Below are 12,359 nucleotides of genomic sequence, written 5' to 3' on the forward strand. Positions count from 1 at the left end.
TATTTTAGTAAAGGTGGTATTAAGTGTCCCTTTTATCAGGCTTGCTGATTGAAAATCATTCGAATTTTGTAAATTCGTATAAATCGAACATAACTTGTAACGTTTTGCTTTTGTGCCGCGCTTGAAAAAGCGTACAATGACACTAAATTACACTGCTCAGTAAACTTTATCGATTTAATGTACTCGAAGGCATAGAACTTGCCTTAGCAGTTATGGAAAACAATATAGCGTTAAAGGCGACTTAAGTAGCTTAAACCTTACATCTATAGGAAGTGAGTAATGTTTGTCATTACTTGCTTTGCTGGTATCACTAATTATTCAAGGGTCGATAAATAAAATCGCTATGGACCATTTAGTCGAGATAGACAACCTAACCTTTCGACGCGCAGACCGTGTTATCTATGACGGTATTACGCTGAGCATTCCGAAAGGAAAAATTACGGCCGTTATGGGCCCCAGTGGTATAGGGAAGACCACCTTACTGCGCCTTATAGGCGGGCAATTAACGCCAGATGAAGGTGATATACAGTTTGATGGTGACTCTATCGTTGCCATGAGCCGTAAAGAACTTTATCGAGCACGTCGTCGAATGAGCATGCTTTTTCAAAGCGGAGCTTTGTTCACGGACATGACGGTTTTTGACAATGTGGCGTTTCCACTACGTGAACATACCAAATTATCAGAAGATCTTATCGCCACGACTGTCGCATTAAAGCTACAGGCTGTAGGGCTAAGAGGTGCAGCGCAATTAATGCCAAGCGAACTTTCTGGTGGTATGGCACGTCGAGCAGCATTAGCCAGAGCGATTGCGTTAGACCCAGATCTTATTATGTACGACGAACCATTTGCCGGCCAAGATCCGATTTCCATGGGTGTACTGGTTAAATTAATCAGAGGGCTTAACGACGCACTAAACTTAACCAGCGTAGTGGTAACCCACGACGTGACGGAAGTGCTCACTATTGCCGATTATATTTATATTTTGGCAGACAAGCGGGTGATTGGTGAAGGAACCGCGCAGCAAATTAGAGAAAGCGACTCAGAGTTAGTTCAGCAGTTCTTAAAAGGTAAGGCAGATGGCCCAGTGCCGTTTCATTACCCTGCTCCGGATATAGAAAATACCTTTTTCGGAGGGGATAAATGAAGTTCTTCCAATCGATAGGCGCTAAGACCATTGGCAAATTAACCGCTATTGGCCGAGCTACCTACATGTTAATGGGAGCGCTACTTGCCCTTCCTAGATTAAAAAATATTCCGCTTACCATTAAACAGGTTCATGTGGTGGGCGTTCAGTCTTTGTTAATTATTATCGTGTCAGGATTGTTTATTGGCATGGTAATGGCGTTGCAGGGCTATACTATTTTAGTTGATTACGGCGCTGAAGGTAGCTTAGGCCCTATGGTGGCGTTATCGCTGCTTCGTGAGCTTGGTCCTGTAGTTACCGCATTATTGTTTGCTGGTAGAGCTGGTTCTGCACTAACCGCAGAAATTGGCTTAATGAAGGCAACTGAACAAATTAGCAGTTTAGAGATGATGGCGGTTGACCCGCTAAGGCGTATTGTCGCGCCTCGCTTTTGGGCGGGCATCATTTCAATGCCAATGCTAGCGCTGATATTCAGTGCAGTAGGTATTCTGGGCGGTCACCTAGTGGGCGTTGATTGGTTAGGTGTAGATGTTGGCAGTTATTGGTCAATTATGCAGTCTACGGTGGAATGGGGCGAAGATGTGGTAAACGGCATCATTAAAAGCCTTGTTTTTGCCTTGGTTGTCACCTGGATAGCCATATTTAAGGGTTACGATTCTATTCCAACGTCGGAAGGGATCAGCAAAGCTACTACAGAAACTGTAGTGTATTCTTCATTAGCAGTATTAGGGCTGGACTTCGTGCTTACCGCCCTTATGTTCGGCATTGAGTAGGGTTAAGTCATGAATAAATATAAATCTGAAGTATTGGTTGGCATGTTCGTTGTATTAACCATTGCTGCTGTGATGTTACTGGCATTGAAAGTGGCAAATCAATCGGTTGGTGGAGATGGTGATACCTACACCTTGTACGCTAAGTTCGATAACATCGGTGGCTTGAAAGCACGTTCATCGGTGAAGGTGGGGGGCGTAAACGTGGGTCGTGTTACTTCTATCACACTTGATCAAGAAGACTTCACGCCCGTAGTAGAGTTGTCAATTTTGAAAAGCTACGACGGCTTTCCAGAAACCAGCTCGGTTTCCATACTGACCTCTGGCCTGCTGGGCGAGCAATACGTAGGCTTCCAGCCTGGGTTCTCGTTTGACGGGGTCGCAAACCTCAAAGACGGCGATTACTTACAAGACACAAAATCGGCGTTGGTTTTAGAAGATTTGATAGGACAATTCTTATTTAGTCGCGGGAGTGACGAAGAGTAAGAATACAAACGTTAATTAGAATTAATAAAGACCTGATGAAACCAAAAAGGGAATTGTCAGGTCTGTTGTAATAAGAATTTAGTTTCAGGAGATAAGCATTGAAAAAATTAATGGTAATAATGAGTGTATGGATGCTCTCTTTAGTCGGAGTGGCACAAGCTCAAGAAATCAACGAGCAAAACCCGTATGAGTTGGTTAAAGGCGTTGCTTCTAAAACCTTCGATAGAATTAAAGCGAACCAAGAAGCGGTTAAAGCGGACCCTGAAATGTTGCGCACTATTATGGAAGAAGAGCTAGTACCTCATATCGACTATAAATTTGCTGCTTTCATGGTATTAGGCAAGCACTTCAAATCGGTTCCACAAGAAAAAATGGGTGAATACATAACCGTATTCAGACAATACCTAATTACGTCTTACGCGGTTGCGATGGGTTACTACGATAACCAAACGGTTCAGTTTGAGCCTGAGTCGTCGTTTGATGATAAAAAATCAGTGACGGTTCGTGCTGTAGTACAAGATCCAAAGCGCCCCGAAATTAAAATTGCGTTTAAAGTACGTAAAGACTCAAAAACAAATGAGTGGAAAGCATACGACATGGTAGCTGAAGGTATCAGCATGCTAAATAGTAAGCGCAGTGAGTTTGAATCTATTCTTCGTCAAGACGGTATTGATGCCGTCATTGCATTAATGAGAGATAAGATTGGTAAGCCTGTTGAGCTAAACCAAGATGAACCTATCGATTTCGACGGAGATGCTGCGTGAGCCTTTTTCAGGTTAACGATAACGCCCAAGTCAGTGTACATGGTCATTTAGATCGTGACACGCTGACTAAAAACTTTTGGGAAAGTTTAACCTCATCGCAAAGCGCCGTCTTGGCCAAAGCAGGCATGTGTTGTATAGATTTAGGCGATGTTGAGCGAGTAGACAGTGCTGGGTTAGCGTGGATATTAAACGCAATTAGAGATGGAAAGCGTGAGGGGATTAATGTTAGCTTGCGTGAACCCCCAGAAAAATTACGTAAACTGGCTAAAATAAGCGACGTTGATGGCTTTTTACCAGTAGAATGATCCTAATTAGCTAGGTAAAGAACAAGCAGGTAAAGAAGTAAGTTATGGAATTGTCCGAAATTGAAAAAATTCTCACCGACGCCTTAGAGCTTCACGAAGTTCATGTTAAAGGCGAAGGATCTCATTTCAACATTATCGCCGTTGGCGATATATTTAATGAAATGAGCCGTGTTAAGCGCCAACAAGCCGTTTATGCACCCTTATCAGATAAGATTGCCGATGGTTCTATGCATGCCATTACCATCAAAACCTTTTCAGTAAAAGACTGGGAGCGTGAGCGCCAGTTTCACATTCCTCAGTAAGCGGGTCTTTTTTCGTGGATAAACTTGTTATAAAGAAAGGCCCTGCACTACAGGGAACCGTGCGTATTTCCGGTGCTAAAAATGCTGCATTACCATTGTTAATGACCAGTTTGCTTAGCGACCAGCCATGTCGTTATACCAACGTACCTCGACTGCGTGATATTAATACCACAGTGGCACTATTACGAGAGTTAGGCGTTGAAGTAGCGCAACCTGCACTGAACGATGTGGTCTTAGACTCAAGTACGCTGCAAAGCATTACAGCTTCATACGAGTTAGTACGCACCATGCGTGCCTCAATCCTAGTGCTTGGCCCTTTGCTTGCAAAGCAAGGTAAGGCAAACGTATCGCTTCCTGGTGGCTGCGCTATAGGGGCAAGACCCGTTAATCTTCATTTAACCGGCCTTGAAAAAATGGGCGCTAAAATTGAAGTAGATGAAGGGTATATTCGCGCTGAAGTTGATGGTCGCTTGAAAGGTGCACGCATCTTCATGGACATGGTTAGCGTTGGTGCTACCGAAAACTTGATGATGGCAGCTGCGTTGGCAGACGGTACAACCGTGTTAGAAAACGCTGCGCGTGAGCCTGAAATTGTCGATTTAGCTAACTGTCTTATTCAGATGGGCGCGGTTATTTCTGGCGCGGGAACTGATAAAATTACTATCGAAGGGGTAGAAACCCTAAATGGTTGTGACTACCGTGTTCTGCCAGATCGAATCGAAACAGGAACGTTCCTAGTAGCTGCAGCGGTAACTGGCGGTAAAATTCGTTGTACTCACGCTGCACCAGAAACGTTAGATGCGGTTATCGACAAGCTTGAGCAAGCCGGTGCGGTTATCACCTTAGGTGAAGACTGGATTGAACTAGATATGCAAGGAAAGCAGCCTAAAGCTGTGCGTGTTAAAACCGCGCCACACCCTGCATTCCCCACCGACATGCAAGCACAGTTCGTTACGCTAAACTGCGTAGCTGAAGGCACTGGTGTGATTACCGAAACTATCTTTGAAAACCGCTTTATGCACGTACCAGAGCTACAACGCATGGGCGCTGAAATTGCCCTTGAAGGTAACTCTGCGATGTCTAAAGGCAGTTCTGCGCTTAAGGGCGCACCTGTAATGGCAACCGATTTACGTGCCTCTGCAAGCCTTGTGATAGCTGGGCTTATTGCTGATGGGGAAACTCACGTAAACCGTATCTATCATTTGGATCGCGGTTACGAGGCAATTGAAGAAAAGTTAGGTGCACTTGGTGCCAACATCGAACGCGTAAAAGAATAGAAATCTGGAATAAAGAGCGAAAAGCTAAGCGAGTTTGCGGCTTATCGACTCCCCATGAAAAAAGCGCCTTATGATTATTTATCATAAGGCGCTTTTTTATGCTCGATACCAATGCTCTTACTCGTTAGCGTTCGCTTGCGCTACAGCGCTTTATTCTTGGGCACGCAGCTCAGCAACTAATGCATGAATAGTAAGCGGGTTTCCACCACGGCTGATTTCCAGCTCTAAGGTAGTACCCGGAGTGGTTTCTGCAATCATATCAAGTGTTTTGGATGCACTTTCCAAACGAATACCGTCAATGGCCAATATTATATCACCTGGTTGCAAGCCAGCTTCATCTGCAGCGCTACCGTTAGCTACCGCCGTTACTTCAATACCGGGACGGTTGCGATACTCACCACCAATAAATCCTAACTGACCACGAATAACACGGCCGTTATTGATAATTTTGTCCATCACGCGCTTGGCGAGCTCGTAAGGTACCGCGAAGTTAATGCCATCTACATTACGAACACGATTACGAGAATCACGTACTTGGAAATTCGCGTTGGTAATACCCAGTAATATACCGTTGCTATCAACCAGTGCACCGCCCGAATTCCCTTGGTTCAGCACGGCATCGGTTTGAATAAAATCAACATAGTTAGATAGACCGTTGCGTCCAGCGCGACTCACAATACCTTGAGTAATCGTTTGGCCTAAATCGAAGGGGTTACCGATAGCCATTACCACATCACCTACGTGAATATCTGGCTCAGAAACTTGGGGAATAATGTGTAAGTTATCTGCTGTAACTTTCAATACCGCTAAATCGGTAAGGGGGTCGTTACCAACAATCTGGGCTTCAAGAATTCTTCCGTCTTGCACCGCAACATAAATACTATCAGCATTTTCTACTACATGGTGACAAGTAAGAATGTAGCCGTTTTCCGTCATGATGACGCCTGAACCTAGACTGGCGCGCTCTCTGGGCTGATTGCGGAACAAGCCAGTGTCGTTCTCGATACTGACACTATAAATATTCACTACCGCAGGGGCAGAGCGGCTTAAGGGGGCAAAATAGCTTTCACGGCTAGCACTCACAGAGGGCTCGGTGAAAAGTCCTTGTGTAAGGCCGCTACCTTGACGTAAATCCGGCAGTAAAAACAACAGAAGCAAGGCTACTATTGTTCCAAGAAATATTGATTTTATAATGAAATTAACTATCGAGCTGCCAGTCACAAGCCACACTTACATTGTTTTTAATGCCAAAGCACTTAAGCCCACAAATTTGAGCCAAGATAGTTGGCAAAATAAGGCTTTGTGTTGATGGTATTTTTTATTTGATTAAGTTAAAGGATATCACCTTATCCGTCAATCTGTCGTCTTTAATCCGATTGGGCATAGGCATTTTACGGTAGACCTACACTTTCAGTAAATTACGCATAAAAAAACAGCGCCTAAAGGCGCTGTTTTAATGTATAGCTTTATGACAGCTATTGACGAATCAATAGGTAAAGCGTTGAGTTTCCACGTTTAACATTAAGGGCAATAACCCCTTTTGCTTTATCTAACGCATCTCTAAACTCAGCCACTGAAGGGGTACGTAAACGGTTCACACCCATAACAATATCATCAGGCTTCAAGCCAATACGCGCAGCAGGGCTGCCATTAGCCAGTTCAGAGATAACCACGCCAGCATTGCCCGCTTCATCACTGCCATTGGTTAATGTAGCGCCTTCCAATGCAGGGTGAATTTGTGCAGCCGTGACGGTTGATTGTGTGGCATCGCCAAGCACAACATCCATATCCATCTTCTTGCCTTTGCGCATGATGGTAAGTTCAACTTCAGCACCCGCGCCCATGCTAGATATTTTAGCTCGTAATTCTTGGAAGCTATGCAAGTTTCTACCATTAATACCAGTAATAATATCACCCGCTTGAATGCCTGCTTTGTCAGCAGCGGAGTCTGGGGTTACTTCACTTACAAACGCACCAATATTAACATCAGCGTTCATGGCTTCTGCAAGGCCTGCATCTATATCGCTGCCCAGAATACCGAGTAAGCCACGGCGAACTTCACCATATTCAGCAATTTGATCAACTAAGCTTTTCATCATATTGCTAGGAATAGCGAAGCCAATTCCCACGTTACCGCCATTAGGGCCAAAAATTGCGGTGTTTATACCGACGAGTTCGCCGCGCAAACTGACTAAGGCCCCACCGGAGTTTCCTCGGTTAATAGCGGCATCGGTTTGAATAAAGTCTTCATAGCCACCAATGTTTAAACCAGAGCGGCCAAGCGCGCTAACAATTCCTGACGTAACCGTTTGTGACAGACCAAAGGGGTTACCAATTGCTACCACAAAATCACCCACTCGTAATGCATCTGAATCGGCCAACGGTAATGCAGTGAGGTTATCGGAATCAATTTTTAACAATGCAATATCGCTTTGTTCATCAGAACCGAGCTTTTTCGCTTTAAACTCACGGCCATCGGTAAGCTTGACAGTAATTTCATCGGCATTATCGACAACGTGATTATTGGTTACCACATAGCCTTTATCCGCATCAATAATAACACCTGAGCCTAGGCCCCTAAACGGTCGCTCTTGAACCTGTTCTTGCGGTGCGCCGAAAAAATACTGAAACATTTCTGGCACTTGTTGACGAGAAGTTTGGGTTCCCTCAACGGCAATGCTTACAACTGCGGGTGTTGCTTCTTCTAGCATTGGGGCTAGAGACGGCACCTCATCCTTTTTATCTGAAAAAAACGGCAACGCCGCATAAGAGTTCACGCTAAAGCCAAGAGAACTTACTAATACTGCAGACGCCACGACATACTGACGAAAAGACACTTTCATGCTCGCTTATACTCCTTCAGGTTATTGCGATATTGAATCATTTAATTAAAGACTCTGAAATAACTGAAAAAGTTCCTAAGTTATGACTTATCTGCGGTAGATTGCTCAGAACCGCCGACGAATAGACCCGACCCTGAATTTGCAAAATCCTTTGGTTGGGTGTCGGATACTTTTTTCACTTTAGACTTTTCAGAACTTTTCAAATTGTTGCGAAGGTAAGAGGTTGCCTGTTCACCATAGAAGGGCACTTTGGCATCTTCATTGTCACTACTTTGCGAAAGCAGTGCTTCGTACTCTTCAATTTGTTGCTTCAGCGTTTCGCACTGACTTTCAATACCTTCTAGGCTTTGACGAGTTTGATGAATGTGATGTTGAGCTTGCTGAGCTAATATCTCTTTCACTTGCTGCTCAGTTTGAGCCGCATTATTCCCACCCGTTTTGGTTTGTACAAAACGACCTATAAAAAAGCCAATGATTAACCCCACCACTAGTAAAGCAAGAGACACTAACAGTTCCATTCTATTCTCCGAATTAACGTACTACTCACATTAAGTAGACCTTGATACGTGCCACTTAATGCATTCGACCATTACTTGAATATAGCAAGAGCCGGTATGAAAAGCGCATAGAGATCGCATTAATTGTGTTTATACGAGCTATGCAAATTAACTAGGTACGATTCTACCGTGATTTCCATTAAAATTAAGGTCATAATTGATAATTTCAAGCAGGTCGGTGCAGCCACGGCCACTATTGACATTTTGCGGGAGTGGAATAGGCGATGACGCCATGGGAAAAATATCAAGCAGATTTGACGTCGCCTGAGTTTCAGTACGATGCAGCACAAGAAAATGCAGTTAAAGAATTACAGCGTTTATATGAGGAGTTAACCCAGCCAGAGAAAAAACATACGTGGCGGGTAAAGCTTAAGTCGGCGTTTGGTAAGGGTCAAAAGAACGCAGGCATTCAAGGTATTTATTTTTATGGCGGCGTAGGCAGAGGGAAAACCTACTTGGTAGATACCTTTTACGATTGCCTGCCATTTGAAAATAAAATGCGCGTGCACTTTCACCGGTTTATGCACCGCATTCATGACGAGCTCAAGCAGCTTACTAACGCACAAGACCCGTTAAAAACGATTGCCGCCAAGTTAGCGAAAGAAACTAAGGTGATTTGTTTTGATGAGTTTTTTGTATCAGACATTACCGATGCCATGATTTTAGGCACGCTAATGGAAGAACTTTTCGGTTATGGCATCGTGTTGGTGGCTACATCAAATATTATACCGGATGACTTATACAAAAATGGCCTTCAGCGAGCACGCTTTTTGCCTGCTATCGATTTAATAAATCAAAATACACGAGTAATAAACGTAGATAGCGGTGTGGACTATCGTCTTCGAACCCTTGAACAAGCTGAAATTTATCATTACCCCCTTGATGGGGATGCGATTAAGAATTTGCATAGTTACTTTGTACAGTTGGCGCCTGAAGCGGGTTCTGAAAACGAAACGATAGAAGTTAATAATAGACAAATAGACACGCTTAGAGATGCCGATGGCGTGTTAATGATAGAGTTTAATGCACTATGTGGTGGGCCGCGAAGCCAAAGCGACTATATAGAGCTAAGTCGTTGTTACCATTCGGTGTTAGTGGCAAACGTAAAAGAAATGGGGCAACACAATGATGATGTTGCACGCCGCTTTATTGCCATGGTAGATGAATTTTACGAACGCCATGTAAAGCTGATTATTTCTGCCGAAGTTGCGATGGAGAATTTGTACGGTGAGGGGGTGCTTAACTTTGAATTTAGGCGCTGTTTAAGCCGTTTAAGTGAAATGCAATCGCACGAATACTTAGCTACTGAGCACTTACCTTAACCAATAAAAACAGCGAGAGTGCCCGTGGCACTGTATTGTTGGGCATAAAATCGGTAGAATTTGCCCAATTTTTTCTGCTACTGATGGCAGAACTCCATTTGTAAAAAAGAGAATCTTAAGATGGGAAGAGCATTCGAAGTAAGAAAAGCCGCCATGGCCAAGACCGCTGGCGCGAAAACTAAAGTTTATTCTAAGTACGGTAAAGAAATTTACGTGTGCGCTAAAAACGGCGGCGCCGATCCAGATACTAACCTTTCGCTTCGCCGTTTAATGGAAAAAGCGAAAAAAGACCAAGTACCCGGTCACGTTATCGATAAAGCTATTGATAAAGCCGCTGGTGGCGCAGGTGAAGACTTCCAACCAATGCGTTATGAAGGCTTTGGCCCGGGCAACTGTATGGTAATTGTGGATTGTCTTTCTGACAACGCTAACAGAACTATTACTGAAGTACGTAACTGCTTTACGAAGACTAATGCAAAGCTTGGCGCTCAAGGTGCGGTATCGCACATGTTCGATCATCAAGCCGTATTCCAGTTTGATGGTGACGACGAAGACGCTATTTTGGAAGTCTTAATGGAAGCGGATGTTGATGTGACTGAAGTGGAAGGCGAAAACGGAAAAATTACCGTTTATGCACCGCATACTGAGTACTTCCAAGTTAAAACTGCCCTTACTGAAGCTTACCCAGATATTAGCTTTGACGCAGAAGAGATGAGCTGGATCCCGCAAACGGAATCAGAAATCAGCGAAGAAGATATGCCGATGTTTGAAAAATTCATGGACATGCTGAACGACTGCGACGACGTACAAGATGTTTACCATAACGGTATAACACCGAACTAAGTGATTTGAGTAAATAAAACGTTTACTGGGATTAAATAAGTCGTTTACAGTAAATAAAGCGTTTAATAGATATCCAAAGCCCACTTTAAAGTGGGCTGTTCTTATTTTTTGTCTAATTTAAAGTTTCTTGGTTTTAAATTAATACATATCAAGGTACGAAAAAAATCTCTTGGTACCTACACCGTCAGTATCCGTTGGTAATCAAACTTTTTATTCTTTCTTTAATAGCATTACGCTCGTGTTATCTGAAAGGTTCTCAATGGATAAAGCACTTAAGTAGGCCTCTAAAGTTTTACTATTAAAATTATAAATTTCTTCGTCATCGTCAAAGCTACTCCAAAAGCCATCAGAGCATATTATAAATTTGCTACCTTCTGGTACTTGATTGTGAATTCGTTCGTCTAATTCAACTTCTGCCATATCTTTACATACACTTTTAGTAAGATATTTTCTAAAACTGTTCTGGTTTAAAAGTGATTCATTTAACTTTCCTGATGAAATCAATTCTTGTGCTCTTGAATGATCAATAGTGCGAGTTCTTTCATTCAAGAAGTACACTCGTGTATCTCCAACAGTAAGTGTTAAAACCTTTCCATCGACACAGATTAGCAAAGCAATACTAGCTTTCCCCTCATTCACTACATTTTTAATAATTGCGTTTATAGCTAGATCTCGTATTGAATTCAGGGATTGGCGTCGTTCTATAGTCTTAAAAGCTCTTTTAAAATTTCTATCAACACAGTCAACAAAATGAGGAGTTGTTTCGACTAGCCCATCTAAGATATAAGCGAAAGTCCAATTTTCCCCTTGATGATAACCAACCCGATCCAGTTGGGTATTTCTTGTTCCTCTGACTGAGAATTGGAAGTTATTTTTTAACATACTGATCCCATGGCAAGGATTCATAAAAGGTTTTTACGTGAGTAAATATGCTTTCAAAGTCGGGAAGGTCACCCTCAATTTCTTTAGCCAACAACTGATATTCTTCTTGTGAACGAGTCTTTATTTCTACGTTATTTAGTGAATTTTGGTTAATAAAGCCATCAGGAAGTCTTTTTTCAGACTTTTCAAACAGAAAAAGAAGTATGTTTAATTTTTCTTCTTCGGTAACGGTTGATGAGTTGCTGAGTAAATAGTGCAAGTCATATACATCTTGTCGACGACTTCTGTTTCTAGTAACTTGTTGATGCATTGATCGGAGCTTCTCAGCTATTAGATCTTCAAACCCATACGCTTGAACAGAACCATCATCTAGAACTAAGTCATCAATTTTGTGTGTGATTTCATTAAAACTGTAATCTATTTTTACGGTATTGGCGCTGTTACCAGCTGTTAATCGCTTCATTGCCGCAGCATTAGAGTTACTTGCATATCCGATTTTGAGCTTAAGTGAAGGGAAAGTTGCTTTTTCTAGTAGATTTTTTGGTTGCACTTTCAAGGATTGTAATGAACATTTAACCCCATATTGAAGTTCATCATATGCAATTAGTAAGGCATCTTTTAGTTCTTCTTGAAACTCTTGAGTATTAAGATCTTGATACTTTTCAGAAGTAGAGAAATCAATATCTTCTGTAAATCGATCGCTCTTATACCTAATGGCTATTAACATACCTCCTTTAATTATCATTTTTGGCTTGAGGTATTCGCTTTCTGATATTGCATGCAATATTGTATGAATAGCTTGCCTAAACTCTTTTCGGTCTTGAGGAGCGTCAGCTACCCAAAGCTCAATATCATATTCCATTT

Annotated in this window: 14 protein-coding genes; 9 read left to right on the plus strand and 5 right to left on the minus strand. The window is 42.6% G+C overall.

Translation table 11 applies throughout. The annotated features are described in order from the left end of the window. The first annotated feature begins 343 nt into the window (after nt 1-343). The 7 genes from mlaF (at nt 344) to murA (ending at nt 5,048) form a co-directional block, all read left to right on the plus strand. Nucleotides 344-1,144, plus strand: a complete 801-nt coding sequence (gene mlaF / locus FLAVO9R_RS03595; RefSeq protein ID WP_159534367.1) for a phospholipid ABC transporter ATP-binding protein MlaF — start codon at nt 344-346, stop codon at nt 1,142-1,144. After that, on the plus strand, nt 1,141-1,917 hold the full coding sequence (mlaE, locus tag FLAVO9R_RS03600; protein ID WP_013785352.1) for a lipid asymmetry maintenance ABC transporter permease subunit MlaE: 777 nt from the start codon (nt 1,141-1,143) through the stop codon (nt 1,915-1,917). The genes mlaF and mlaE overlap by 4 nt, the downstream gene beginning before the upstream one ends. A gap of 9 nt (nt 1,918-1,926) precedes the next feature. Beyond that, nucleotides 1,927-2,400 (plus strand): outer membrane lipid asymmetry maintenance protein MlaD, encoded by a 474-nt coding sequence (mlaD, locus tag FLAVO9R_RS03605; RefSeq protein WP_159528831.1) that lies wholly within the window; start codon nt 1,927-1,929, stop codon nt 2,398-2,400. Between the two features lie 110 nt (nt 2,401-2,510). Beyond that, nucleotides 2,511-3,164 (plus strand): MlaC/ttg2D family ABC transporter substrate-binding protein, encoded by a 654-nt coding sequence (locus tag FLAVO9R_RS03610; protein ID WP_373996587.1) that lies wholly within the window; start codon nt 2,511-2,513, stop codon nt 3,162-3,164. Continuing rightward, a complete protein-coding gene (locus FLAVO9R_RS03615) occupies nt 3,161-3,469 on the plus strand; it encodes an STAS domain-containing protein (protein WP_159528835.1) in 309 nt (102 codons plus the stop codon). Before FLAVO9R_RS03610 ends, FLAVO9R_RS03615 begins: the two co-directional genes overlap by 4 nt. 44 nt (nt 3,470-3,513) lie before the next feature. Next, complete coding sequence (locus tag FLAVO9R_RS03620) at nt 3,514-3,771, plus strand: BolA family protein (protein WP_126872504.1); 258 nt, start codon at nt 3,514-3,516, stop codon at nt 3,769-3,771. Nucleotides 3,772-3,785: 14 nt separating this feature from the next. Next, nucleotides 3,786-5,048, plus strand: a complete 1,263-nt coding sequence (gene murA, locus FLAVO9R_RS03625; RefSeq protein ID WP_159528837.1) for a UDP-N-acetylglucosamine 1-carboxyvinyltransferase — start codon at nt 3,786-3,788, stop codon at nt 5,046-5,048. 150 nt (nt 5,049-5,198) lie between these two features. Here the strand turns inward: murA and FLAVO9R_RS03630 are convergent, their stop codons facing one another. From FLAVO9R_RS03630 to FLAVO9R_RS03640, 3 genes are all read right to left on the minus strand, one after another. After that, complete coding sequence (locus tag FLAVO9R_RS03630; RefSeq protein WP_159528839.1) at nt 5,199-6,269, minus strand: trypsin-like peptidase domain-containing protein; 1,071 nt, start codon at nt 6,267-6,269, stop codon at nt 5,199-5,201. A 254-nt stretch (nt 6,270-6,523) separates the two neighbouring features. Beyond that, nucleotides 6,524-7,885, minus strand: coding sequence for a DegQ family serine endoprotease (locus tag FLAVO9R_RS03635; protein WP_373996586.1), 1,362 nt, complete (start codon nt 7,883-7,885; stop codon nt 6,524-6,526). An 86-nt stretch (nt 7,886-7,971) separates the two neighbouring features. Then, nucleotides 7,972-8,409, minus strand: coding sequence for a ZapG family protein (locus tag FLAVO9R_RS03640; RefSeq protein WP_159528843.1), 438 nt, complete (start codon nt 8,407-8,409; stop codon nt 7,972-7,974). Nucleotides 8,410-8,672: 263 nt separating this feature from the next. Between FLAVO9R_RS03640 and zapE the strand changes: the two genes are divergently transcribed. Both zapE and FLAVO9R_RS03650 read left to right on the plus strand, forming a co-directional pair. Next, entirely contained in the window at nt 8,673-9,770 is a 1,098-nt protein-coding gene (gene zapE, locus FLAVO9R_RS03645; protein ID WP_159528845.1) for a cell division protein ZapE, read from the plus strand. A 120-nt stretch (nt 9,771-9,890) separates the two neighbouring features. Further along, nucleotides 9,891-10,613 carry a YebC/PmpR family DNA-binding transcriptional regulator gene (locus FLAVO9R_RS03650; protein ID WP_159528847.1) on the plus strand — a complete coding sequence of 241 codons (723 nt, stop codon included), beginning with the start codon at nt 9,891-9,893 and terminating at the stop codon, nt 10,611-10,613. A 210-nt stretch (nt 10,614-10,823) separates the two neighbouring features. Here the strand turns inward: FLAVO9R_RS03650 and FLAVO9R_RS03655 are convergent, their stop codons facing one another. Both FLAVO9R_RS03655 and FLAVO9R_RS03660 read right to left on the minus strand, forming a co-directional pair. Continuing rightward, the gene (locus tag FLAVO9R_RS03655; protein ID WP_159528849.1) at nt 10,824-11,495 is read right to left on the minus strand and encodes a PP2C family protein-serine/threonine phosphatase; all 672 of its coding nucleotides are present in this window, start codon (nt 11,493-11,495) and stop codon (nt 10,824-10,826) included. After that, nucleotides 11,482-12,357: a nucleotidyl transferase AbiEii/AbiGii toxin family protein gene (locus FLAVO9R_RS03660; RefSeq protein WP_159528851.1), complete on the minus strand. Its 876-nt coding sequence runs from the start codon at nt 12,355-12,357 to the stop codon at nt 11,482-11,484. The genes FLAVO9R_RS03655 and FLAVO9R_RS03660 overlap by 14 nt, the downstream gene beginning before the upstream one ends. Nucleotides 12,358-12,359 lie beyond the last annotated feature (2 nt).

This window comes from Alteromonas sp. 38 (assembly GCF_902506055.1).
GTDB classification, from domain to species: domain Bacteria; phylum Pseudomonadota; class Gammaproteobacteria; order Enterobacterales; family Alteromonadaceae; genus Alteromonas; species Alteromonas lipotrueae.